We start from the raw sequence: 22,732 nt of genomic DNA, 5'->3' as shown, positions 1-22,732 counted from the left end.
AGTTGGAATGTATTCCAACTGTGGGATCAGTGGCGTTCCAGGGCGTTGACGAGGTCGTGGAAGGCTTCCCGGTTGGACTCGTTCAAGCCCATCAAAATCTTGTGAGCCTCCAGCACTTTGACCCGCACGATTTCCTCGGACTGGTCTTGCGAAGGCAGATCGGTCAGGCATTCCGGGCACGGGATCGGGCGGTCAACGATGTTGAACACTTGGTCAAAACCCATGGACTGCAACAGACGGGTGATGTCTTCGTGGGTGGTGACAACGGTCGGCAACAGGCCAACCTTCTGCCGGGACAGGATGGACAACTTGGCCAGCAAGCCAAGGGTGGTGCTGTCGATGCTGCGGGTTTCGGTCAGATCGATCACGATCGCCGAGAAGTTCAGCGCTGTGAAAATCCGCTCAATCGTCGCATCCAGCGCCGAACACAGGGTCAGGCGCACTTCACCGACAAATTTCAGGACGAAAGTCCCGTCTTGCTCGGCGAATTGGATTCTTCCGGTACTCATCAAAGATTCCTGCTCAACACCAATAGGGCGATATCATCCGGCATCTCCCCTAGCGTGGCCAATCCAAAAACCTGCCGCAGGCCATCCAGGCTGCCGCCCGCCGACTTGACCTTTTGGGGCAAGGCGGCTTCTTTCTCTTTAAGTGTAGGCTCTGGAAGCAGGTCCAGGATGCCGTCGGACATCAGCGTCAGGCTGAACGTCGGCGGCAGCTCCAGGATGTGGTCTTCGTAGGTGGCTTCATTGAACAAGCCTACGGGCAGGCCACGCCCTTCCAGGTAACGCACACTGTCAGGAGTGTATAAAACAGGCATCGGCAGGTGACCGCCGATGCTGTAGGTCAACAGACCGGTTTCTTCGTCGATCACGCCGCCGACCATCGTTACGTGCTTGCCCAGCTTGCAGCTGATCAGGCCTCGGTTGATGTGGCCCAGCACTTGCGACGGGGTGAACTCCGGCAAGGTGCCATTGCGCTTGGACTCGAACAACAGCCGCGTGGTCATGAACTTCAACAACACGGTAACAAAAGCAGAGGATGCGCCGTGGCCGGACACGTCAGCCAGGTAGAAGGCGACACGCCGTTCATCCACGCGGAAATAATCGACAAAGTCTCCCGACAGGTACAGCGACGGGATGATCTGGTGGGCAAACTGGAATTCGTCGATGGTCCAGGGGCTCACCGGCAGCATGTTCATCTGCACTTGGCGACCGGCGTTCTGGTCTTCCTGGAGCAGGTTGAGGCTGGCCTCGAGTTCGCGGTTGGCGGTTTCGAGCTTTTCGCGGTAGCGCTGGTTCTCCACCATCAGCCGTGCACGATCCAGGGCACGGCGCACCGAATGCTCCAGCACCGCCAGGTCTTCCAGGGGTTTGATCAGGTAGTCGGCGGCACCCAGGCGCAAGGCCTCGACGGCATCGTTCATCACGCCGGCACCGGACACAACGATCACCGGCATCTCGGGGGCGAGCTCGGTTACCTGGCGAATCAGCTCAAGGCCGCCCATCTGGGGCATGCGCAGGTCGCAGATCACAAGGTCGGGCTGGTCGCGCTCGAATACCTGGAGACCCTGTTGGCCATTACTGGCCTGCAGGACGCTGAAGCCACTGTCTTCCAAATAGGCCGCGAGGCTCGCGCGCACTACTTCGTCGTCATCGATTATCAGCAGCGTGGCACTGGTTTTCTGCATGTGGGCAAACGGCGCCAGAATTAGGTTGGCGTAGGCGGCTCGGCAATGGCCGGGCGCACGTACTGGATTCGCTTTCTAGCCTCTCTGTCCTACAAAGCATTGGGATTTCGCCCATGCACAACGGTAAAGCAGAGGTGCCCTTCTAAGGCGCAGACGGTACTCCCATCCGTGAGGGGTTTCAAGCTCATGCCGATGGTCGCCGGGCGTCTTTACACCGCAAATCACCGGGAGTTATAAGAACAGGCACGACCACAACGCAAAGTAAGGATGGAGCCATAGCGATCGCGCACAAAAAAGGCGACCACTGGGGTCGCCTTTTTCATTTCAAAACGTCACGGCCTAAAAGTCGTCGACGACCTTGCCATCCTTGACCTTGAACTCGCGGTTCTGCAGGTAGGCGTTGCGGATAAAGGTGTATTTGTCACCGGTGATCAGCTTCTCGCTGTCGAGCAGGCTGGCGCGGGTGTCAACGAGGTTGAGGCCCATGACACTATTGCGCAGGGACACATCGTCCATGTAACGGTACGGCTGAGTGTAGCTGTCCACGTACTTGGAGGGCGCATCACGCAAGGTGCTTGGGCCCAGCAACGGCAGCATCACGTAAGGGCCGCTGCCCACGCCCCAGTAACCGAGGGTCTGGCCGAAGTCTTCATCGCTGCGTTGCAGCCCCATTTTAGTGCCTACATCGATAAAGCCCAGTACGCCGAATGTGGTGTTGACCAGCAAACGGGCAGTGTCGACGCCGGCATTGTGGGGCTTGAGCTGCAGCACGTTGTTGGCCAGGTTGCCGACATCGCCGATATTGCGGAAGAAGTTGTGGATGCCATCTTCGACAAACTGCGGAGTGATCCACTCGTAGCCTTGAGCCAATGGCTTGAGGGCATAGGTGTCAACGGTGTCGTTGAAGGTAAAGATCGGGCGGTTGACGCTTTCCCACGGGTCGTCTTCCGGGGCTGCTTGGGCGGCGAACGGCGCCAGCAGGACAGTGGCACACACCGATAGCTGAGCGAAACAGTGGCTCCAGCGCATAGCTTTTGCTCCTTGAATAGTCTGTCATGGGCGCTATGCCCTGAATAAGGCCTGCAGTATATGACGGAAGTCGCCAATTAGGCATCTTCCGGGAACTGTCGCACCCGAAATGCACAAAATTCCTACAAATAATAATACTGTCATCGACTTGTCATGCCGGACCGATAGCGTTGGAGCTATTTCAGGGATGCCGACATGCCTCACGCCGAAACAGCCATCGCCAACGCTCCCGCCTTGACTGCCGTTCTGTTTGGCCTGAGTGGCTGCCTGGTGGACTTCGGTTCCCGGGCGCGCACCGATTCGCCCGCGCCCGACTCCCAGGCCACCCCGGGCGCGCTGAAGATCCTGCGCAGCCTGAAGGAGCAAGGCGTGCCCTGCGCCTGGCTGGATGAACTGCCTCCCTCTATCACGACGCCCCTGGCCGCCACGCTGCCGGCCTGGGTCAAGGCGGCATCGCCCTCCTCCATTCGTTGGCCGGCGCCCCACGCCTGCTGGCAAGCCTTGATGGAGCTGAACATCGAACGCCTGGAAGGCTGCGTACTGGTCAGCGGCGAACCACGCCTGCTGCAATCAGGCCTCAATGCCGGGTTGTGGACCATCGGCCTGGCCTCCTGCGGCTCGCTGTGCGGCCTGGCACCCGAGCCATGGCAGGCGCTGAGCGAACAGGAGCGCGAGCGCAAGCGCGGCAAGGCCACCGTTGCCTTGTATGGGTTGGGCGTGCATTCGGTGATCGATCACCTGGGCGAACTCGGCACATGCCTGGCCGACATCAGCCTGCGCCAGCTCAAAGGCGAGAAGCCCTGACACGGATCATGCACAGTTGCCGCCGGTGGATTAATCTACTGGTCAGTCCGTAGACCTTTCTCGGCGTGCCGCGGTCTATGCCAGTGCCTATTGATAAGAAGGAAGACATCATGCCTGATCGCAAAAAACTTGAAGAACAGGTCGAGATCCTGCGCGGGCAGTTGGAACAGGAACCGCCGCTGCCTGCCGAAAAACGTGAAGCGCTGGAAGCCTTGATTGCCAAGTTTGAAGTGCAACTTGAATTGGAGCCGGCCACCCAGTCACCCAGTATTTCGGACGATGTGAATCAAGCTGCAATAGAGTTCGACGCTGAACACCCGGTCATTTCCGGGACATTGCGCAATATCATGAACACGCTGGGTAGCATGGGGATTTAACACAATCCCTCGCCAAGCACAGAACCAAAATGTGGGAGCGGGCTTGCTCGCGAATGCAGGGTGCCAGTCACTGGATGCTTAACTGACACACCGCATTCGCGAGCAAGCCCGCTCCCACATTTGGTTTGCGTGAAGGCTACTGGCGGGCCAGGCGTACGTTTTGGAACGCCCTATCTTCCGTACTGCGATATGGGTTGATATCCAAGCCGCCCCGCCGCACATACCGCGCATACACCGTCAGTTTCTCCGGTTTCAGCAGGCGCTGTAAATCCAGGAAGATGCGCTCCACGCACTGCTCGTGGAAGTCCGAGTGCTGGCGAAAGCTCACGATATATTCCAGCAGGCTGGCGTGATCCAGCGCTGAGCCGCGGTATTCCACTACCACACTGCCCCAATCCGGCTGACTGGTCACTGGGCAGTTGGACTTGAGCAGATGACTGTGCACGCTCTCCTCGATAATGCGCGAGTCATCGCAGCGCAGCAGTTCCGGACGCGGGTGTTCGTAGTTGCTGACGCTGATATCCAGCGCGTCAATGCACACGCCCGGCAACGCCATCACGCCTTCGGCTTCGACCTCGGCCAGGCTGCGGATGCGCACACTCACCGGTTTACCGGCAGCGGCGCTGAGGTCGGTACGCAGGGTGGCTTCAAGGCTGGCCGTAGCGGCGAACGCGGTCTGGTTCAGCGAGTTGAGGTAGAGCTTGAACGACTTGGACTCGATGATGTTCGGCGAGTCGGCCGGGATGCAGAACTCACCGATGGCCACCACCGGCTTGCCCGACGGCAGCAGCCAGGACAGTTCGAAGCAGTTCCAGAAATCCACGCCCTTGTAAGGCAGGGTCTCGGCGCTCAGGCCCAGCTCGGCCCATTTGGCGGCACGCGGGATCGGAAACAGCAACGAAGGGGTGTAAGTGGAGATGTATTCACTGGACTTGCCCAGCGGCGAATGTTCGGCTGCGGGATGCATGGCGGAAACCTGGCTGAATAAAACCGCGCCAGTCTACCAGCCTTTGCCCCCGCGCCTAAGCACCGGTGGATCAATCGACATTGAGCTTGCCGACCATGCCCGCCTGGTAATGCCCCGGCAGGTTGCAGGCAAACTCCAGGCCCGTAGCCTTGGCGAACGTCCAGGTCAGCTCGGCGGTTTTGCCGGGCTCGACCAGGACACTGTTGGGATCATCGTGTTTCATTGCACCATGGCCCATGGCGCTGTGGTCCATCGCGCCCATGCCGGTGGCGGTGAGCATGCCACTGGCTTGCATCTTTAACATTTCCTTCTGGTGTTCGGCATGCATCGCCGCGTCGCCCAGGTTGAATTCGTGAAGCAACCGGCCTTTGTTGACCAGGACAAAGCGCACGGTCTCGCCGTCTTTTACATTCACGGAGTTGGGCGAAAAAGCGATGTCCTGCAGTGTCACTTCCACGCTGCGCGTGGCTTTGTTGGCCGGCGCCGGTTGGCCGAACGCATAGGCGTGGGCGGCATCAGCCAGCGCATCGACGCTCAATGCCGACAAGCAAACCGCCAATAACAGAGGGGTACGCAATGCCATCTCTTTTCTCCAAAAATGTATATGACTGGCGAAGGAACCACTGTAGTGAGCGGGCTTGTCGAATCGTCGCACCGCCCGCGCTGGGTGGCGGAGCCGCCCCAAACCAGGCGACCGGGGTCTAGCTGGAGGGCTGCGGGTGTCTTTATTGGGGCGGCTTCGCCACCCGGCGCGGGGCAAGCCCGCTCACTACAATTGTGGATACCTCAGAGCTTACGAATATCTCAAAGCATGCGCCGGCTCAATCTTCGCCGCCCGGTACGCCGGATAAATCGTCGCCAGGAAGCTCAGCACAAACCCGGCCGAACAAATCAGCAACACATCCCCACCTTGCAGTTCAGAAGGCAGGTTGCTGACAAAATATACGTCCGAACTGAAGATATGCTGCCCGGTGACCCGCTCCACCCAGCCCACCAACTCACTCACGTTCAGCGCCGCGATCACGCCCAATATACCGCCGATCAAGGTGCCGACGACGCCAATCACCGTGCCCTGCACCATGAAGATCGCCATGATCTGCCGTGGCGTGGCGCCGATGGTGCGCAGGATCGCGATGTCCGCGCCCTTGTCGTTCACCACCATGATCAAGGTCGCAATGATGTTGAACGCGGCCACGGCGACGATCATCAGCAACAGCAGGCCGATCATGGTCTTTTCCATCTTCATCGCGCTGAACAGGCTGCCCTGGGTGTGGGTCCAGTCATCGGGCTTGTAGCCTGCGCCCAGGCTGGCGGCGATATCCGCCGAGACCTTGGGCGCCGCGTACAAGTCCTTGACCGCCAGGCGCACGCTTTGTACCTGGTTCGGCTGCCAATGTTGAATCTCTGCCGCGTCGGCCATGTGGATCAGGGCCATCGAGCCATCCAGCTCGGCGCCGACCTTGAAGATACCCACCACGTTCAAGCGCTGCATGCGCGGCGTGATACCGCCGGGTGCGCTGCTCAGTTCCGGCACGATCAGGGTCAGCTTGTCGCCCACGTTAAGGCGAAAGCGTCGCGCGGTGATTTCGCCGACCACCACGCCGAACTCGCCGGGCTTGAGGTCATCGAGTTTGCCTCGCACGATGTGCTGGGCCACGATCGACACCTTGCCTTCCTGGGCCGGGTCGACACCGCTGATTTCAATCGGCTGCATCGCACCCTTGTAGGAGAACATACCGTCCATCTGCGTGAAGGGCACTGCGGCGGTCACTTGCGGATTTTTCATCGCGGCGGCGGCCACCGGCTGCCAATCGTCGATCGGGTTTACGCCGACGATGGTGGCGTGGGGCACCATGCCGAGGATGCGCGAACTCATTTCGCGCTGGAAGCCGTTCATCACCGACAGCACCACGATCATCGCCAACACGCCCAGGGCGAGGCCGATCATCGAGGTCATCGAGATAAACGAAACAAAACGGTTGCGGCGCTTGGCGCGGGTATAGCGCGTGCCGATGAAAATCGATAACGGTCTGAACATTCGCGGGCACCGTTGGAAAAAATAGAAAAACCCGGCGTCAACCGCCGGGCTTGAAACGGGTCAGATGGCGACCAGATGACCTTCCTGCAGGTGCAACACGCGGTCCATCTGCCGGGCCATGCTCATGTCATGGGTCACCACCAGGAACGCGGTGCGCATCTGGGTGCTCAACTCCAACATCAAGTCCTTGATGCCTTGGGCGGTGTGGGAGTCGAGGTTGCCGGTGGGCTCATCGAGCATCACCAGGCCCGGGTTGTTCACCAAGGCACGGGCGATGGCCACACGCTGACGCTCGCCGCCGGACAATTCGGCCGGCTTGTGCTCCAGGCGATGGCCCAGGCCGACGCGCTCCAGCAAGGCTTTGGCACGCTGGCGGGCTTCAGGGATCGCGGTCTTGCCGATCAGCAACGGCATGCACACGTTTTCCAGGGCGGTGAATTCCGGCAGCAGGTGATGGAACTGGTACACAAAACCGAGCGAACGGTTGCGCAACTGGCCACGGGCCTTTTCGTTCAGGGCCGACAGTTCTTCACCGGCCAGCCACACGCTACCCTGGGACGGCGTATCAAGGCCGCCCAGCAGGTTCAGCAAGGTACTTTTGCCGGAACCGGAACTGCCGACGATCGCAACGCGCTCGCCAGGGTGCAGTTCAAGTTGCAGGTTGGACAGCACCACCACCGACTCCGGGCCTTCCTCGTAGGATTTGCCCAGGTTGCGGCAGCTCAGGATTGCTTTTTCACTCATGCCCGATTCACTCATAACGTAAGGCCTGTGCTGGCTGGGTACGTGCCGCGCGCCAGGCTGGATACAGGGTGGCAAGGAAACTCAGGACCAACGCCGCGCCGCCTACCATCAACACGTCCTGGGCCTGAACCTGGGACGGCAAGTAGTCGATGAAGTAGACGTCGGCGTTGAGAAACTTGTGGCCGATCACTTTCTCAAGCAAAGCAATCGCGGCACTGACGTTCAGCGCGGCCAGAATTCCCACGGCGGTGCCGATCAAGGTGCCGACCACGCCGATCACCGTGCCTTGCACCATGAAGATCGCCATGATCTGCCCCGGCGTGGCGCCTAGGGTGCGCAGGATGGCGATATCGCCCTTCTTGTCGTTCACCACCATCACCAGCGTGGAGATGATGTTGAACGCAGCAACCGCGACGATCAGCAGCAACAGCAGGCCGATCATGGCTTTTTCCATGCGGATGGCCTGGTACAGGTTGCCATGGGTACGTGTCCAGTCGCGGGCGTAGTACTGGGATTCGCCCAGGTGCTGGGCGATTTCCCAGGCGCCGCGCGGTGCGTCGAACAGGTCGTTGAACTTCAGGCGCAGGCCCTGCACCTGGTCCGGCTGCCAGCGATGCAGGCGCGCCAGGTCGGTGAGGTTGGTCAGGCCCAGGTAGCCGTCGATCTCGCCGGCGCCGACATGGAAGATGCCGACCACGGTAAAGCGCTTCATGCGCGGGAACATGCCGGCCGGGGTCACGGTGACCTCCGGCGCGACAAAGGTCAGCTTGTCGCCCATGCCCACGCCGAGCTTGGCCGCGGCCTTGTCGCCGATGACGATGCCGAAGCTGCCCGGCGCAAGGTCATCGATCTTGCCCTGCAACATGAACTTGTCGATGATCGAGACATTGCGCTCCTGGGCCGGATCGATGGCATTGAGCAGGATCTTCTGCACCTTGCCGTCGTTGGTCAGCAGCCCCTGCATCTGGGTGAACGGCGCCACGGCCAGCACCTTGGGGTTCTGCTTGACCTTGTCGGCCAGGCTTTGCCAGTCGCTGATGGGCGCATCGCCTTCGATGGTCGCGTGGGGCACCATGCCCAGCACGCGGGTGCGCATCTCATGATCGAAGCCGTTCATCACCGACAGCACTACGATCATCACGACCACGCCCAAGGCGAGCCCGATCATCGAGGTCAGGGAAATGAACGACACAAAATGATTGCGACGCTTTGCACGGGTATAACGCGTGCCGATAAATACGAAGAGAGGTCTGAACATGTCGGGGCTTGTTCGGAGGAAAAGAAGACGTCCCGGTGGCGGGGTCTGGTAAGCAGCTTTACACTCAGACCATTACCGTAACCTGGGGTTCGCCATGTCGACATTAGATGAAGAAGAGCGCCGCGAATACTACCGTATCGACGACATGATCGCACTCCAAATCAAAAGCCTGTCTGCCCCCGAAGCGGCGAGCAAGGAAGTGTTGCTCGATGATTCGCCGCTGTTCAACCTGCTCAGCGAATTGCACTTGAGCGAATTCGAAGCCCAGCACCTGCTGCGCCAGCTCAGCGAGAAGGATCGCACCCTCGCCGCCTTCCTGCGCGTGCAGAACAAACGCCTGGACCTGCTCAGCCAGATCATGGCGCGCGGCCTGCTGGACGAAGTCGGCGCGCCGCAGCCGGTGATCATTTCCGAGGGCGGTATCGACTTCCAACACGCCACCTCCCTGGCGGTGGGCGCACACCTGGCGGTCAAGCTGGTGCTGATGCCCCAGGCGCTCGGCCTGCTGTTGCGCGCGCGCGTCACTCATTGCGATGCCAAGGGCGACGGCTTTGACGTGGGCACGGAATTCGAATCCATGACCGATGCCCAACGCCAGCTGCTGGCGCGCTACATTCTGCAGAAACAGGCCCAGGAACGCCGCCTGGCGCGAGAACAAAGCGACGATCTCTGAATGCGTATTCACGACGCCAGCCATCCTGGCGCATAGGAGCAACTGTGACCCTGATCTACGGCCACCGCGGTGCCAAAGGCGAAGCACCGGAAAACACCCTGACCAGCTTCAAGGAGTGCCTCAAGCACGGTGTACGCCGTTGCGAACTGGACCTGCACTTGTCCATGGACGGCGAGCTGATGGTCATCCACGACCCGACCCTCAAGCGCACCGCCGACCGGCGCGGCAAAGTCGTTGAGTACTCAGCGGCGGATCTGGTGAAGATGGACGCGCGCAAGGGTGGCCCAGGCTGGGTCCAGCCCTGCCCGATCCCGTGCCTGGAGGAGTTGTTCGAAAAATGCGACTTCGATCACTGGCAACTGGAAGTCAAAAGCGCCTCGCGCACCCGCGCCGCCACCACTGTATTGGCAATCCGCGAGATGGCCGTGCGCTTTGGCCTGATGGACAAAGTCACCGTCACCTCAAGTTCGCGGGAAGTGCTGAAAGCGGCGATTGAACTCACCCCCGACCTGTCACGTGGCCTGGTCGCCGAATATGCCTGGCTCGACCCACTGAAGGTCGCGCAGAACTATGGCTGTGAGTACTTGGCGTTGAACTGGACGTTGTGCACCCCCGAGCGCCTGCAAAAAGCCCAGCGCCAGGGTTTGCACGTGTCCGTATGGACCGTCAACGAACCTGCGCTGATGCGCAGGCTCGCCGACTTCGGCGTAGATAGCCTGATTACAGACTTTCCCGGTTTGGCCACTGCCACCCTCGGGAATTACTGAAATCGGTCTCCCCGGCCGGCTCAGGCCACCGGCCGGAGCCGCTCAAAAAAGCCGGTTGAGGCCGTCGTAGGCTGCTACCCGATAGGCTTCGGCCATGGTCGGGTAGTTGAAAGTGGTGTTGACGAAATACTTGAGCGTATTGAGTTCACCCGGCTGGTTCATGATCGCCTGGCCAATGTGCACGATCTCCGAGGCCTGGTAGCCGAAGCAATGTACGCCGAGCACTTCCAGGGTTTCGCGGTGGAACAGGATCTTCAGCATGCCTTGCGGCTCGCCGGCGATCTGCGCACGCGCCATGCTCTTGAAGAATGCCTTGCCCACTTCGTAAGGCACCTTGGCCTTGGTCAGTTCGTTCTCGTTCTTGCCGATCGAGCTGATCTCGGGAATCGTGTAGATCCCGGTCGGCACGTCGTTCACGTAGCGCCAGCTGCCGTTGTCGATGATGCTACCGGCCGCCGAACGGCCCTGGTCATGGGCGGCGCTGGCCAGGCTCGGCCAGCCGATCACGTCGCCGGCGCCGTAGATGTTCGCCACGCAGGTGCGGTAGTTCTCGTCCACTTCGATCTGGCCACGGCTGTTGACCTTGACCCCGATGTTTTCCATGCCCAGCTTGTCGGTGTTGCCGGTACGGCCGTTGCACCACAGCAAGGCGTCGGCCTTGATCTTCTTGCCGGACTTGAGGTGCAGGATCACACCGTTATCCAGCCCCTCGACCCGCTCGTATTCTTCGTTGTGGCGCACGGTGATGTTGTTGTTGCTGAAGTGGTAGCTCAACGCCTGGGAAATTTCCGAGTCGAGGAAGCTCAGCAACTGGTCGCGGTTATCCACCAGCTCCACCAGTACACCCAGGCCGCTGAAGATCGAGGCGTATTCACAGCCGATCACGCCGGCGCCATAGATGATCAGTTTGCGCGGGGTGTGGCCCAGGCTCAGGATGGTGTCGCTATCGTAGATGCGCGGGTGATGGAAATCGATGTCTGCCGGGCGATACGGGCGCGAACCGGTGGCGATGATGATGTGCTTGGCCACCAGCTTTTCGACCACGCCGTTGGGGCAGACCACTTCGATGGTCTGCTCGTCGGCGAAGCTGCCGGTGCCGAAGAACAGGTCGACGCGGTTACGGGCGTAGTAACCGGTACGCGACGCGACTTGCTTGGAGATGACTTTTTCGGCGCTTTTCAACACATCCGGAAACGAAAACCAGCGCGGCTCACCGATGGCCCGGAACATCGGGTTGGTGTTGAACTGCATGATCTGGCGCACGGAATGACGCAAGGCCTTGGACGGGATGGTACCCAAGTGGGTGCAGTTACCGCCGACCTGGCGACGGCTATCGACCATCGCCACCTTGCGCCCCGCCTTGGCGGCATTCATCGCCGCACCTTCTCCAGCCGGGCCGGAACCCAGTACCACCACGTCGTAGTTGTAGACAGCCATGCGTACTCCTCAGAACAGGCCAGGCGTACGGTTGGACGCCGGGCTAAATCATGCCGCGGCCAGCGGGCATGAAGGACAATTTGGCTCAAGTGTGTGAACCGGGGCACAGTCTATATAAGGCTCAACGCCGCGCACATTAACCCTTGGTCGCGTCGTAGGCCAGTCCATCCTGCTGGAAATAGATGCGACAGTCACCTATGCATCGACTGCACCACCGCCTTCGCGGGCAAGCCCGCTCCCACATTCGACCGCGTTTCTTCAGGATGTACTCGGTCAAATGTGGGAGCGGGCTTGCTCGCGAAGAGGCCGGCCGGGGCAACACAAATCCCCAGCCATGAAAAAGCCCCGAACCAGTCGGGGCTTCTCATTTACCACTGATACTTAGCGCGGAAACGCCGGCGGGTTGACCCCAGCCATGTCTTCCATCACACGCACCACCTGGCAGCTGTAACCGAACTCGTTGTCGTACCACACGTACAGCACAACGCGGTTGTCCTGGCTGATGGTCGCTTCGGCGTCCACTACACCGGCGTGGCGCGAGCCCACGAAGTCGGTGGACACCACCTCCTGCGAATTGACGAAGTCGATCTGCTTGTGCAGATCGGAGTGCAGCGCCATGTAGCGCAGGTACTCGTTCATCTCTTCACGGGTGGCGGCTGTCTCAAGGTTCAGGTTGAGAATGGCCATCGACACGTTAGGCGTCGGTACGCGGATCGCGTTGCCGGTCAGCTTGCCGGCCAGCTCAGGCAGGGCCTTGGCGGCAGCGGTGGCGGCTCCGGTCTCGGTGATCACCATGTTCAACGCAGCGCTGCGACCACGGCGGTCGCCCTTGTGGAAGTTGTCGATCAGGTTCTGGTCGTTGGTGTACGAGTGAACGGTTTCGACGTGGCCGTTGACGATGCCGAACTTGTCATTCACGGCCTTGAGCACCGGCACGATGGCGTTGGTGGTGCAGGACGCGGCGGACACGATCTTGTCGTCAGCGGTGATTTCAGCGTGGTTGATGCCGTGCACGATGTTCTTGAGCTTGCCCTTGCCAGGCGCGGTCAGGACAACGCGGTCGACACCCGGGCAGGCCAGGTGCTGGCCCAGGCCTTCGGCGTCACGCCAAACACCGGTGTTGTCCACCAGCAGGGCGTCCTTGATGCCGTACTGGGTGTAATCCACCTCGGACGGGTTCTTCGCGTAGATCACCTGGATCAGGTTACCGTTGGCGGTGATGGTGTTGTTTTCTTCGTCGATGGTGATAGTGCCATTGAACGAACCGTGCACCGAGTCGCGGCGCAACAGGCTGGCGCGCTTGGTCAGGTCGTTCTCGGCGCCTTTGCGCACCACGATGGCACGCAGGCGCAGGCCGTCGCCGCCGCCGGTTTTTTCGATCAGGATGCGCGCCAGCAGGCGGCCGATACGACCGAAGCCATACAGGACCACGTCGGTGCCCTTACGGGCGGCGGCGCTTTGCTGGCCAACCACATCAGCCATTTCTTCACGCACGAACTGCTCGGCGCTACGGCCGGCGCCTTCCTGGCGGAATTTATAAGCCAGCTTGCCCAGGTCGACCGAAGCCGCGCCGAGCTTGAGCTCGCTCATGGCCTTGAGCAGTGGGAATGTTTCGTGGACGGAGAGTTCGCTGTCGTCGGCGGAACGGTGACGCGCAAAGCGGTGTGCTTTGAGAATCGCGATGACGGACTGGTTGATCAGGCTGCGGCCATAGATCGAGCTCACCACATTGTTATTGCGGTACAGCTGACCGATGAGCGGGATCATCGCTTCTGCGAGTGCTTCACGGTCGATCCATTCACCAAGACACTGGTCGGGCTTCTGAGTCACGGTAACCTTCCACATGTAGGGGCTGAAAAAAGGGGCTACATTATGTCGTCCGACTGCCGGTTGAGCAATGCGCAACGACCAACAAAAAGCCCTTGCCAAAAAATACCACCCCGCTGCAGCCCAGCAAATACGCGGGTTCCAGAAGGCCATCAGTTTGGCCGGCCGGCCAACTTGTCTGTAACACTCCAAAACAATCGCGTCTTTTGGCACTACATATTGAGTCAAAACACGCCTTTGTTTGTCTTAGCCACTACATTTCCTACAAACCGCATTAGGCACAGTCAGCAACTGACAGGCGGCACCTCTGGCCGTTACAATTACCGACTTTGTCGCAACGCTTGGAGCTCAACCTTCCGTGCCCGTTCTGCGTCTACCGCTACTCCCTGCCGCGGCAGGTAAACAGCATTGGGGCAATCTGCCCGGTGCCGCCCTGAGCCTGGCCATTGCCGAGGCTGCCAGCGCAGCCAAGCGCTTTACCCTGCTGCTCACCGCCGACAGCCAAAGCGCCGAACGGTTGGAGCAGGAGCTGAGCTTCTTCGCCCCCGATTTGCCGGTGCTGCATTTCCCCGACTGGGAAACCCTGCCCTACGACCTGTTCTCGCCGCACCAGGACATCATTTCCCAGCGCATCGCCAGCCTGTACCGCTTGCCGGAACTGGCCCACGGCGTGCTGGTGGTGCCGATTACCACGGCCCTGCACCGCCTGGCGCCGACCAAGTTCCTGCTGGGCAGCAGCCTGGTGCTGGATATCGGCCAGAAGCTCGACGTCGAGCAGATGCGCATGCGCCTTGAAGCCAGCGGCTACCGCTGCGTCGACACGGTGTACGAGCACGGCGAATTCGCGGTGCGCGGTGCGCTGATCGATTTATTCCCCATGGGCAGCAAATTGCCCTACCGCATCGACCTGTTCGATGACGAAATCGAGACCCTGCGCACCTTCGACCCGGAAAACCAGCGTTCCATCGACAAGGTGGAGTCGGTCAAGCTGCTGCCGGCCCGTGAATTCCCGCTGCAAAAAGACGCGGTCACGCGCTTCAAGGCACGCTTTCGCGAGCGCTTCGACGTGGACTTCCGTCGCTGCCCGATCTTTCAGGACCTGAGCAGCGGGATTACACCGGCCGGTATCGAGTACTACCTGCCGCTGTTCTTCGACGAAACCTCCACCCTGTTCGACTACCTGCCCCAGGACACCCAAGTATTCTCGCTGCCCGGTATCGAACAGGCCGCGGAAAACTTCTGGAACGACGTGCGTAACCGCTACGAAGAACGCCGCGTCGATCCGTCCCGTCCTTTATTGCCGCCGGCCGAGCTGTTCCTGCCGGTGGAAGATTGCTTCGCACGCCTGAAAAACTGGCCGCGGGTGGTCGCCAGCCAGCAGGACGTGGACGCAGGCGGCGGCCGCGAACGCTTTCCGGCGGCGACGCTGCCGGACCTGGCGATCCAAGCCAAGGCCACGCAACCGCTGGAAGCGCTGTCCAACTTCCTCGGCGACTTCCCCGGCCGCGTGCTGTTTACCGCCGAATCCGCCGGTCGTCGCGAAGTGCTGCTGGAACTGCTCGAACGCCTGAAGCTGCGACCGAAGACCGTCGACAGCTGGCCGGATTTTGTAAAAAGCAAAGAGCGCCTGGCAATCACCATCGCACCGCTCGATGAAGGCCTGCTGCTGGACGACCCGGCCCTGGCGCTGATCGCCGAAAGCCCGCTGTTCGGCCAGCGCGTGATGCAGCGCCGACGCCGCGAAAAACGCGCCGACGCCAACAACGACGCCGTGATCAAGAACCTCACCGAACTGCGCGAAGGCGCGCCGGTAGTGCATATCGACCATGGCGTGGGCCGCTACCTGGGCTTGCAAACCCTGGAGATCGACAACCAGGCGGCCGAATTCCTCACCATGGAATACGCCGAGGGCGCCAAGCTCTACGTGCCGGTGGCCAGCCTGCACCTGATCGCGCGCTACACCGGCAGCGACGACGCCCTGGCGCCGTTGCACCGCCTGGGTTCCGAGACCTGGCAGAAAGCCAAGCGCAAGGCCGCCGAGCAGGTGCGCGACGTCGCCGCCGAACTGCTCGACATCTACGCCCGCCGCGCCGCTCGCGAAGGTTATGCGTTCGCCGACCCGAAAGCCGACTACGCCACCTTCAGCGCCGGCTTCGCGTTCGAAGAAACCCCGGATCAGCAAACCACCATCGAAGCCGTGCGCGCCGACATGCTCGCGCCCAAGCCGATGGACCGCCTGGTCTGCGGCGACGTGGGCTTCGGCAAGACCGAAGTGGCGATGCGCGCCGCCTTCATCGCGGTGCACGGCGGCAAGCAAGTGGCGATCCTGGTGCCGACCACCCTGCTCGCCCAGCAGCACTACAACAGCTTCCGCGACCGCTTTGCCGATTGGCCGGTGAGCGTGGAAGTGATGAGCCGGTTCAAGTCCGCCAAGGAAGTGAACGCCGCCGTCGCTGATCTGGCGGAAGGCAAGATCGACATCGTCATCGGCACCCACAAGCTGTTGTCGGACGATGTGAAGATCAAGAACCTCGGCCTGGTGATCATCGACGAAGAACACCGCTTCGGCGTGCGTCAAAAAGAACAGCTGAAAAACCTGCGCAGCGAAGTCGACATTCTGACGCTGACCGCCACGCCGATCCCACGCACGCTGAACATGGCCGTGTCGGGCATGCGCGACCTGTCGATCATCGCCACGCCGCCGGCGCGGCGCTTGTCGGTGCGCACCTTCGTGATGGAGCAGAACAAAAGCACGGTCAAGGAAGCGTTGCTGCGTGAACTGCTGCGCGGCGGCCAGGTGTACTACCTGCACAACGACGTGAAGACCATCGAAAAATGCGCCGCCGACCTCGCCGAACTGGTGCCCGAAGCGCGTATCGCCATCGGCCACGGGCAGATGCGCGAGCGTGAACTCGAACAGGTGATGAGCGACTTCTACCACAAGCGCTTCAACGTGCTGATAGCCTCGACCATCATCGAGACCGGCATCGACGTGCCGAGCGCCAACACCATCATCATCGAGCGCGCCGACAAGTTCGGCCTGGCCCAGTTGCACCAGTTGCGCGGCCGGGTCGGACGCAGTCACCACCAGGCCTATGCCTATCTGCTGACGCCGCCACGGCAACAGATTACCTCCGACGCGGAAAAGCGCCTGGAAGCGATCGCCAATACCCAGGACCTGGGCGCAGGTTTTGTGCTGGCCACCAACGACCTGGAAATCCGTGGCGCCGGCGAGCTGCTGGGCGACGGCCAGAGCGGGCAGATCCAGGCGGTGGGTTTCACGCTGTATATGGAAATGCTCGAACGCGCGGTGAAAGCCATTCGCAAGGGCGAGCAGCCGAACCTCGACCAACCGCTGGGCGGCGGCCCGGAAATCAACCTGCGCTTGCCGGCGCTGATTCCCGAAGACTACCTGCCGGACGTGCATGCGCGGCTGATCCTGTACAAGCGCATCGCCTCGGCCACTGACGAAGAGGGCCTCAAGGACCTGCAAGTGGAGATGATCGACCGCTTCGGCCTGCTGCCGGAGCCGACCAAGAACCTGGTACGCCTGACCTTGCTCAAATTGCAGGCCGAGCAGTTGGGTATCAAGAAGGTCGACGCCGGGCCGCAGGGTGGGCGTATCGAGTTCGAAGCGCAGACGCCGGTGGACCCGTTGGTGCTGATCAAGCTGATCCAGGGCCAGCCCAACCGCTACAAGTTCGAAGGGGCTACGCTGTTCAAGTTCATGGTGCCGATGGAACGTGCCGAAGAACGCTTTAATACATTGGAGGCGCTGTTCGAGCGCCTCATCCCGAAATCTGCTTGAAGGACGCCCCGATGCGCCTGTTCCGCATGTTGAGCCTGTTGTTGCTGGTAGCGGCACCCGCGGCGTTCGCCGACAGCCCGTACCAGGTGGAGCTGATCCTGGTGCGCCAGAACGCCGAGCCGGTGATCAATAGCCGCGCCGCGCCGGAAGACTGGGACGCCGGGGCGCTGCGCCTGGGCGATAAGCTGAGCCCACCGCGCCTTTCCAGCATTGTCGACAAGCTGCGCGCCGACTCTACCTACACCGTGCTGTTGCATAAGGCGTGGGAACAGAACCTCGGCGAGCAACCGGTGAAGCTGGCGATTACCGACGGCCAGGAGCAGTTCGGGCAGTTCCCCATCGAAGGCGTGTTGAACCTGCAATTGGGCCGCTTCACCGATATCGACGCGGACTTCTGGATCAACCAGTTCGACGGCAACGGCAGCGTGATCGCCAGCGAACACCTGGCCCAGAAGGACGTGCGCACCAAGAACAACCAGCTCAACTACCTGGACGGCGGCCACCTGGCGCTGCTGATCAAGATCACCTCGTTGACCGCCAAGCCACCCAGCGCACCACCGCCCGACCTGCAGGACTGATCCAGCGCCATGCCCCTGACGTCGTCGCTGACCAAACCCCTGGCCCCATCGTGGGCCAATCGCTTCAAAGAGCAGAGCCTTGAGCGGGGGCGGCGGTATGCTCTGGAGAACCGGGTGCGCATCGTCGAGTCCGGCGACAGCACCATCACCGCCAGCTGCGAAGGCTCGGGCGGCAACGTCTATCGGCAGACTATCTCGCTGCGCGAGTCGGCCAAGGGCATGCTGATCCTGGTGGACAGCCGCTGTACCTGCCCGGTGCACACCAACTGCAAACACATCGCGGCGGTGCTGCTCAAGGTCCAGGAAACCCTGGCCTACCCGGCCGCGACCCAGGATGCCGAGTTGCTGGAAAAACTCCAGGCCGTGCTGGAAAACCGCCCGGTACTGCCGCAGGTGGTCATGGAGGATGTGCTGCCCGTGCCACGCCTATGGCTGGCCAGTGTCGAATTCAGCGCCTTTGAACCGCGCAACGGCAAGATGCAGCGCTATATCCAGCATCGCGCGGCGTTGTCGTTCAACTACCTGGGCAACTATGTCAGCGGGCAGAAAAACGCCGACATCATCGTGCGCCAGGACACCCAAAGCCTGCGCATCAAGCGCCATCCCGAGCTTGAGCAGCCGTACCGCGAGCGTCTGCGCCTGCTCGGTTTCAAGATCGCCACGCGCCAGAGCAAGGCCTTGCCGGAAAGCGCCGGCGAGTTGTTCGAGCTGGTCAATGACAGCGCCTGGCTCAACTTCACCCTCAATGCCCTGCCCACGTTGCGGGCCGAGGGTTGGGAGCTGCAGATCGAAGAAGATTTCGGCTTCGACCTGAGCGCCGTCGATGACTGGTACGCCACCGTCGACGAAGGCCCGGAGCGCGATTGGTTCGACCTGGAGCTGGGGATCATCGTCAACGGTGAGCGCCTGAGCCTGCTGCCGATTCTGCTGAACCTGATGCGCTCCCACACCGAGATCCTCAACCCGGAGAAACTGGCGCGGCGCCGCGATGATGAACTGATCCTGGTGAATATCCCTGGCCTGCCCAACGGCGGCCATGGCCCGCTGCAAGTCGCGCTGCCTTATGGACGCCTGAAACCGGTGCTGGCCACCTTGGGTGAGTTCTACCTGCAAGAGGCCGGCACGACCACGTTACGCCTGGCCAAGGCCGATGCGATTCGCCTGAACCCGCTGGAAGACCTGCCGCTGCAATGGGAAGGCGGCGAAAAGATCCGCAACTTCGCCCAGCGCCTGCGAGATATCAAGGACTTCACCTGCGTGGCGCCCGAAGGGCTGAATGCGACCTTGCGCCCGTATCAACTGGAAGGCTTGAGCTGGATGCAGTCGCTGCGTCAGCTTGATGTCGGCGGCATTCTTGCGGATGACATGGGCCTGGGTAAAACCCTGCAGACCCTTGCGCATATTCTCACGGAAAAAAACGCCGGGCGCCTGGATCGACCCTGCATGGTGGTGATGCCGACCAGCCTGATTCCCAACTGGCTCGATGAAGCGGCGCACTTCACACCGCAACTGAAGGTGTTGGCGCTGTATGGCGCGTCACGCAAGAAGTATTTCCCGCCCTTAAAGGAAAACGCCCTGCAGGATTATGACCTGCTGCTGACCACCTATGCCCTGCTGCCCAAAGACATCGACACGTTGGCCGCCCTGCCCTTGCACGTGCTGATCCTCGACGAAGCCCAGTACATCAAGAACCCGTCCAGCAAGGCGGCCCAGGCGGCGCGCGAGCTGAATGCCCGGCAGCGTTTGTGCCTGAGCGGCACGCCGCTGGAAAACCACTTGGGCGAGTTGTGGTCGCTGTTCCACTTCCTGCTGCCGGGTTGGCTGGGTGACGTGAAAAGCTTCAATCGCGATTACCGCGTACCCATCGAAAAGCGCGCCAGCGATGTACGACTGCAGCACCTCAACGGTCGGATCAAACCCTTCCTGCTGCGCCGCACCAAGGAACAGGTGGCCACGGAACTGCCGCCCAAGACCGAGATCATCCACTGGGTGGACCTCAGCGAAGCCCAGCGCGACGTGTACGAAACCATGCGTCTGGCCATGGACAAGAAGGTGCGCGACGAGATCACCCGCAAGGGCGTGGCGCGCAGCCAGATCATCATTCTTGAAGCACTGCTCAAGTTACGTCAGGTGTGCTGCGATTTGCGGCTGGTCAATGACGCCACCCTGCCCGCCCGTGGCGGCAGCTCGGGCAAGCTAGATAGCCTGATGGCGATGCTGGAGGAGCTGTTTGCGGAAGGTCGGCGCATCCTGCTGTTTTCCCAGTTCACCTCGATGCTGAGCCTGATCGAAATCGAGCTTCAAAAGCGCGGCGTCGCCTACGCCTTGTTGACCGGCCAGACCCGTGATCGGCGCACGCCGATGAAGGACTTCCAGAGCGGCAAGTTGCAGATCTTTCTGATCAGCCTGAAGGCCGGCGGTGTAGGCCTGAACCTGACCGAAGCCGACACGGTGATCCACTACGACCCGTGGTGGAACCCGGCCACGGAAAACCAGGCGACTGACCGTGCGTACCGCATCGGCCAGGAGAAGCCGGTGTTCGTGTACAAGATGATTGCGCGCGGGACGGTGGAGGAGAAAATCCAGCACCTGCAAAAGGAGAAGTCAGATTTGGCGGCGGGTGTGCTGGATGGGCGCACGACTGGGGACTGGCAGTTGGGCAATGAGGATATCGAGGCGTTGTTTGCGCCGCTGCCCAATAAGCAAGAGAAGCGCTGACTGTTAGACCGTCATCGCAGGCAAGCCAGCTCCCACACTTGAATGTATTCACAAATCAAAATGTGGGAGCTGGCTTGCCTGCGATAGCGACGACGCGGTTTCAATCAATCAGTTGAACATCCCGCAACGCAGTCAGCGCCGCCAACCAACGCGGATCCTGCTTGTAGTCCGTCGAGGCAATTGCCCGGCCCCGCATGCGCGCAATCCGCGCCGATGGCGTGACCCTCATGCGTTGAGCGGCTGTGAGTGCAAGCTCCGCAGCCGCGCGATCGTTGCACACCAGGCCCATATCGCAACCCGCTGTCAACGCCGCTTCGATACGGCTGGCCGCATCCCCCACCACATGGGCGCCCGCCATCGACAGGTCATCGCTGAAGATCACGCCGTCGAACTGCAACTCGCCGCGCAGGATGTCCTGCAACCAGCGGCGCGAGAAGCCGGCGGGCTGGGCGTCGACCTGCGGGTAGATGACGTGGGCAGGCATCACGGCCGCCAACTGCTTGCTCAGGCGTGCGAAAGGCACCAGGTCATTGGCGCGAATTTGTTCCAGGCTGCGTTCGTCATTGGGGATGGCGACGTGGGAATCCGCCTCGGCCCAGCCATGGCCCGGGAAGTGTTTGCCGGTGGCGGCCATGCCGGCGCTGTTCATGCCACGGATAAAGGCGCCGGCCAGCACGGCGGCGCGTTCGGGGTCGCCTTCGAAGGCACGGGTGCCGACCACGGCGCTGCGCTGGTAGTCCAGATCGAGTACCGGGGCGAAACTCAGGTCCAAGCCAACGGCCAGCACTTCAGTCGCCATGATCCAGCCGCACTGCTCGGCCAGGTATTCGGCATTGGAGTTGTCGGCCAACGCACGCATGGCCGGCAGACGCACAAAGCCTTGGCGCAGACGCTGCACGCGACCGCCTTCCTGGTCGACCGCCAAGAGCAGGTCCGGGCGCACCGCACGAATCGCCGCGCTCAGTTCGCGCACCTGCCGTGGGTGTTCGATGTTGCGTGCGAAGATAATCAGGCCGCCCACTTCAGGCTGGCGCAGCAGGTGGCGATCCTCGGCCGTCAGCCAAGTGCCGGCAACGTCAACCATCAAAGAACCTTGCAGGGCAGCAGTCATAAACCTTCCTTAAATAACGCACACGACCCGTTGCCCTCAATAAAGGCAACGGGTCGTGAGTAAATAGCTGAAATCGACATGGCGGCTAGCTTAGCGGATGCAAGCGGCCGCGCACACCCAGGGCAGTCAAACCTTGGCGGGGGCTGGCGTGGTTTTGCTGCGTGGGCGTAACTGGGCGGCCGCCATGGCCGGGTCGGTCACGCCGGTTTCGGCGCGCATGCCAGCGGCGAGGAACGGCACCATCAGGCGCATCACTTGTTCGATGGAGGTGTTGACGCCGAAATCGGTCTCGGCAATGGCGCGCAGGGCCTTGATCCCGGACATGCTGAACGCGGCCGCACCGAGCATGAAGTGCACGCGCCAGAACAGTTCGATAGGCGGGATGCGCGGAGCGGCTTCGTTGACCAGCAACATGTAGCGACGGAATACCTTGCCGTACATGTCTTCCAGGTAACGCCGCAGGTGCCCCTGGCTCTGGCTGAAAGCCAGGCCCAGCAAGCGCATGAAGATCGATAGGTCGTTGCCGCTGCGGGGCTGGACCACCAGGGCTTGCTCGACCAGGATCTCCAGCAAGTCCTCCAGGGTCGGCTTGTGGTCGGCCTTGGCCTGGCGACGCTCCAGCTCACGGTCGAGGCTGACGCAGAACGGCCCCAGGAAACGCGAGAAAACCGCCTGGATCAGGGCTTTTTTCGAGCCAAAATGGTAGTTCACCGCAGCAAGGTTGACGCCAGCCTTGCTGGTGATCAGCCGCAGTGAAGTTTCAGCAAATCCTTTTTCCGCGAACAATTGCTCGGCAGCATCGAGAATGCGTTCAACGGTTTCCGACTGGGCCATGGCTACTCCGCCTGACAAACACTTGTTTGAAACATACGTTTCAGTTTGTGTCTTGTCAAGCCTGCGGGTTCG

19 protein-coding genes are annotated in these 22,732 nt (G+C 61.2%); 7 read left to right on the top strand and 12 right to left on the bottom strand.

Annotated features, from left to right (window positions below):
* Window positions 1–26: 26 nt before the first annotated feature.
* From rssC to H0Z09_RS19105, 3 genes are all read right to left on the bottom strand, one after another.
* Window positions 27–509 carry an anti-sigma factor antagonist RssC gene (rssC, locus tag H0Z09_RS19115; RefSeq protein WP_010212025.1) on the bottom strand — a complete coding sequence of 161 codons (483 nt, stop codon included), beginning with the start codon at window positions 507–509 and terminating at the stop codon, window positions 27–29.
* Complete coding sequence (rssB, locus tag H0Z09_RS19110) at window positions 509–1,690, bottom strand: two-component system response regulator RssB (protein WP_076950307.1); 1,182 nt, start codon at window positions 1,688–1,690, stop codon at window positions 509–511. The genes rssC and rssB overlap by 1 nt, the downstream gene beginning before the upstream one ends.
* Before the next feature lie 339 nt (window positions 1,691–2,029).
* The gene (locus tag H0Z09_RS19105) at window positions 2,030–2,719 is read right to left on the bottom strand and encodes a VacJ family lipoprotein (protein WP_076950305.1); all 690 of its coding nucleotides are present in this window, start codon (window positions 2,717–2,719) and stop codon (window positions 2,030–2,032) included.
* A 195-nt stretch (window positions 2,720–2,914) separates the two neighbouring features.
* On the opposite strand from H0Z09_RS19105, the gene H0Z09_RS19100 reads away from it, so the two are divergent.
* The gene (locus H0Z09_RS19100) at window positions 2,915–3,523 is read left to right on the top strand and encodes an HAD family phosphatase (RefSeq protein WP_186692488.1); all 609 of its coding nucleotides are present in this window, start codon (window positions 2,915–2,917) and stop codon (window positions 3,521–3,523) included.
* Window positions 3,524–3,633: 110 nt separating this feature from the next.
* Complete coding sequence (locus H0Z09_RS19095) at window positions 3,634–3,900, top strand: DUF4404 family protein (RefSeq protein WP_076950303.1); 267 nt, start codon at window positions 3,634–3,636, stop codon at window positions 3,898–3,900.
* A gap of 136 nt (window positions 3,901–4,036) precedes the next feature.
* On the opposite strand, the gene queF is transcribed toward H0Z09_RS19095, so the two are convergent.
* From queF to H0Z09_RS19070, 5 genes are all read right to left on the bottom strand, one after another.
* Complete coding sequence (gene queF, locus H0Z09_RS19090) at window positions 4,037–4,867, bottom strand: NADPH-dependent 7-cyano-7-deazaguanine reductase QueF (RefSeq protein ID WP_186692486.1); 831 nt, start codon at window positions 4,865–4,867, stop codon at window positions 4,037–4,039.
* A gap of 70 nt (window positions 4,868–4,937) precedes the next feature.
* Complete coding sequence (locus tag H0Z09_RS19085) at window positions 4,938–5,450, bottom strand: cupredoxin family protein (RefSeq protein ID WP_186692476.1); 513 nt, start codon at window positions 5,448–5,450, stop codon at window positions 4,938–4,940.
* 210 nt (window positions 5,451–5,660) lie between these two features.
* On the bottom strand, window positions 5,661–6,905 hold the full coding sequence (locus tag H0Z09_RS19080) for a lipoprotein-releasing ABC transporter permease subunit (RefSeq protein WP_186692474.1): 1,245 nt from the start codon (window positions 6,903–6,905) through the stop codon (window positions 5,661–5,663).
* A 60-nt stretch (window positions 6,906–6,965) separates the two neighbouring features.
* Window positions 6,966–7,649 carry a lipoprotein-releasing ABC transporter ATP-binding protein LolD gene (gene lolD / locus H0Z09_RS19075; RefSeq protein ID WP_024074097.1) on the bottom strand — a complete coding sequence of 228 codons (684 nt, stop codon included), beginning with the start codon at window positions 7,647–7,649 and terminating at the stop codon, window positions 6,966–6,968.
* 7 nt (window positions 7,650–7,656) lie between these two features.
* Window positions 7,657–8,907, bottom strand: a complete 1,251-nt coding sequence (locus H0Z09_RS19070) for a lipoprotein-releasing ABC transporter permease subunit (protein WP_169376598.1) — start codon at window positions 8,905–8,907, stop codon at window positions 7,657–7,659.
* Between the two features lie 94 nt (window positions 8,908–9,001).
* On the opposite strand from H0Z09_RS19070, the gene H0Z09_RS19065 reads away from it, so the two are divergent.
* Entirely contained in the window at window positions 9,002–9,580 is a 579-nt protein-coding gene (locus H0Z09_RS19065; protein WP_186692464.1) for a PilZ domain-containing protein, read from the top strand.
* Between the two features lie 44 nt (window positions 9,581–9,624).
* Window positions 9,625–10,347 carry a glycerophosphodiester phosphodiesterase family protein gene (locus tag H0Z09_RS19060; RefSeq protein ID WP_186692462.1) on the top strand — a complete coding sequence of 241 codons (723 nt, stop codon included), beginning with the start codon at window positions 9,625–9,627 and terminating at the stop codon, window positions 10,345–10,347.
* Window positions 10,348–10,389: 42 nt separating this feature from the next.
* On the opposite strand, the gene sthA is transcribed toward H0Z09_RS19060, so the two are convergent.
* Window positions 10,390–11,784, bottom strand: coding sequence for a Si-specific NAD(P)(+) transhydrogenase (gene sthA / locus H0Z09_RS19055; protein ID WP_076950296.1), 1,395 nt, complete (start codon window positions 11,782–11,784; stop codon window positions 10,390–10,392).
* Between the two features lie 381 nt (window positions 11,785–12,165).
* Window positions 12,166–13,629, bottom strand: coding sequence for a glyceraldehyde-3-phosphate dehydrogenase (locus H0Z09_RS19050; protein WP_076950295.1), 1,464 nt, complete (start codon window positions 13,627–13,629; stop codon window positions 12,166–12,168).
* A 340-nt stretch (window positions 13,630–13,969) separates the two neighbouring features.
* On the opposite strand from H0Z09_RS19050, the gene mfd reads away from it, so the two are divergent.
* From mfd to H0Z09_RS19035, 3 genes are read left to right on the top strand one after another with little or no spacing between them, the layout of a single operon-like run.
* Window positions 13,970–17,419, top strand: coding sequence for a transcription-repair coupling factor (gene mfd / locus H0Z09_RS19045; RefSeq protein ID WP_186692460.1), 3,450 nt, complete (start codon window positions 13,970–13,972; stop codon window positions 17,417–17,419).
* An 11-nt stretch (window positions 17,420–17,430) separates the two neighbouring features.
* Complete coding sequence (locus H0Z09_RS19040; RefSeq protein ID WP_186692458.1) at window positions 17,431–17,997, top strand: CsiV family protein; 567 nt, start codon at window positions 17,431–17,433, stop codon at window positions 17,995–17,997.
* A 9-nt stretch (window positions 17,998–18,006) separates the two neighbouring features.
* Window positions 18,007–20,715, top strand: a complete 2,709-nt coding sequence (locus H0Z09_RS19035) for a DEAD/DEAH box helicase (protein WP_186692456.1) — start codon at window positions 18,007–18,009, stop codon at window positions 20,713–20,715.
* A 100-nt stretch (window positions 20,716–20,815) separates the two neighbouring features.
* On the opposite strand, the gene nagZ is transcribed toward H0Z09_RS19035, so the two are convergent.
* Entirely contained in the window at window positions 20,816–21,826 is a 1,011-nt protein-coding gene (gene nagZ / locus H0Z09_RS19030) for a beta-N-acetylhexosaminidase (RefSeq protein WP_186692454.1), read from the bottom strand.
* Window positions 21,827–21,952: 126 nt separating this feature from the next.
* Window positions 21,953–22,660 carry a TetR/AcrR family transcriptional regulator gene (locus H0Z09_RS19025; RefSeq protein WP_186692452.1) on the bottom strand — a complete coding sequence of 236 codons (708 nt, stop codon included), beginning with the start codon at window positions 22,658–22,660 and terminating at the stop codon, window positions 21,953–21,955.
* Window positions 22,661–22,732: the final 72 nt, after the last annotated feature.

Source organism: Pseudomonas sp. SWRI18 (assembly GCF_014268345.1).
GTDB lineage: Bacteria > Pseudomonadota > Gammaproteobacteria > Pseudomonadales > Pseudomonadaceae > Aquipseudomonas > Aquipseudomonas cedrina.
Note: the sequence above shows the minus strand (reverse complement) of the source record. Positions and strands in the feature narration are given on the sequence as shown.

Excerpts from the sequence above, each read along its gene's own strand:
- rssC (WP_010212025.1), bottom strand. The coding sequence starts at position 509 with ATGAGTACCGGAAGAATCCAATTCGCCGAGCAAGACGGGACTTTCGTC.
- H0Z09_RS19025 (WP_186692452.1), bottom strand. The coding sequence starts at position 22,660 with ATGGCCCAGTCGGAAACCGTTGAACGCATTCTCGATGCTGCCGAGCAA.
- H0Z09_RS19105 (WP_076950305.1), bottom strand. The coding sequence starts at position 2,719 with ATGCGCTGGAGCCACTGTTTCGCTCAGCTATCGGTGTGTGCCACTGTC.
- rssB (WP_076950307.1), bottom strand. The coding sequence starts at position 1,690 with ATGCAGAAAACCAGTGCCACGCTGCTGATAATCGATGACGACGAAGTA.
- H0Z09_RS19070 (WP_169376598.1), bottom strand. The coding sequence starts at position 8,907 with ATGTTCAGACCTCTCTTCGTATTTATCGGCACGCGTTATACCCGTGCA.
- H0Z09_RS19100 (WP_186692488.1), top strand. The coding sequence starts at position 2,915 with ATGCCTCACGCCGAAACAGCCATCGCCAACGCTCCCGCCTTGACTGCC.
- H0Z09_RS19065 (WP_186692464.1), top strand. The coding sequence starts at position 9,002 with ATGTCGACATTAGATGAAGAAGAGCGCCGCGAATACTACCGTATCGAC.
- lolD (WP_024074097.1), bottom strand. The coding sequence starts at position 7,649 with ATGAGTGAAAAAGCAATCCTGAGCTGCCGCAACCTGGGCAAATCCTAC.
- H0Z09_RS19095 (WP_076950303.1), top strand. The coding sequence starts at position 3,634 with ATGCCTGATCGCAAAAAACTTGAAGAACAGGTCGAGATCCTGCGCGGG.
- sthA (WP_076950296.1), bottom strand. The coding sequence starts at position 11,784 with ATGGCTGTCTACAACTACGACGTGGTGGTACTGGGTTCCGGCCCGGCT.
- H0Z09_RS19080 (WP_186692474.1), bottom strand. The coding sequence starts at position 6,905 with ATGTTCAGACCGTTATCGATTTTCATCGGCACGCGCTATACCCGCGCC.
- H0Z09_RS19085 (WP_186692476.1), bottom strand. The coding sequence starts at position 5,450 with ATGGCATTGCGTACCCCTCTGTTATTGGCGGTTTGCTTGTCGGCATTG.
- H0Z09_RS19040 (WP_186692458.1), top strand. The coding sequence starts at position 17,431 with ATGCGCCTGTTCCGCATGTTGAGCCTGTTGTTGCTGGTAGCGGCACCC.
- H0Z09_RS19035 (WP_186692456.1), top strand. The coding sequence starts at position 18,007 with ATGCCCCTGACGTCGTCGCTGACCAAACCCCTGGCCCCATCGTGGGCC.
- nagZ (WP_186692454.1), bottom strand. The coding sequence starts at position 21,826 with ATGACTGCTGCCCTGCAAGGTTCTTTGATGGTTGACGTTGCCGGCACT.
- queF (WP_186692486.1), bottom strand. The coding sequence starts at position 4,867 with ATGCATCCCGCAGCCGAACATTCGCCGCTGGGCAAGTCCAGTGAATAC.
- H0Z09_RS19050 (WP_076950295.1), bottom strand. The coding sequence starts at position 13,629 with ATGTGGAAGGTTACCGTGACTCAGAAGCCCGACCAGTGTCTTGGTGAA.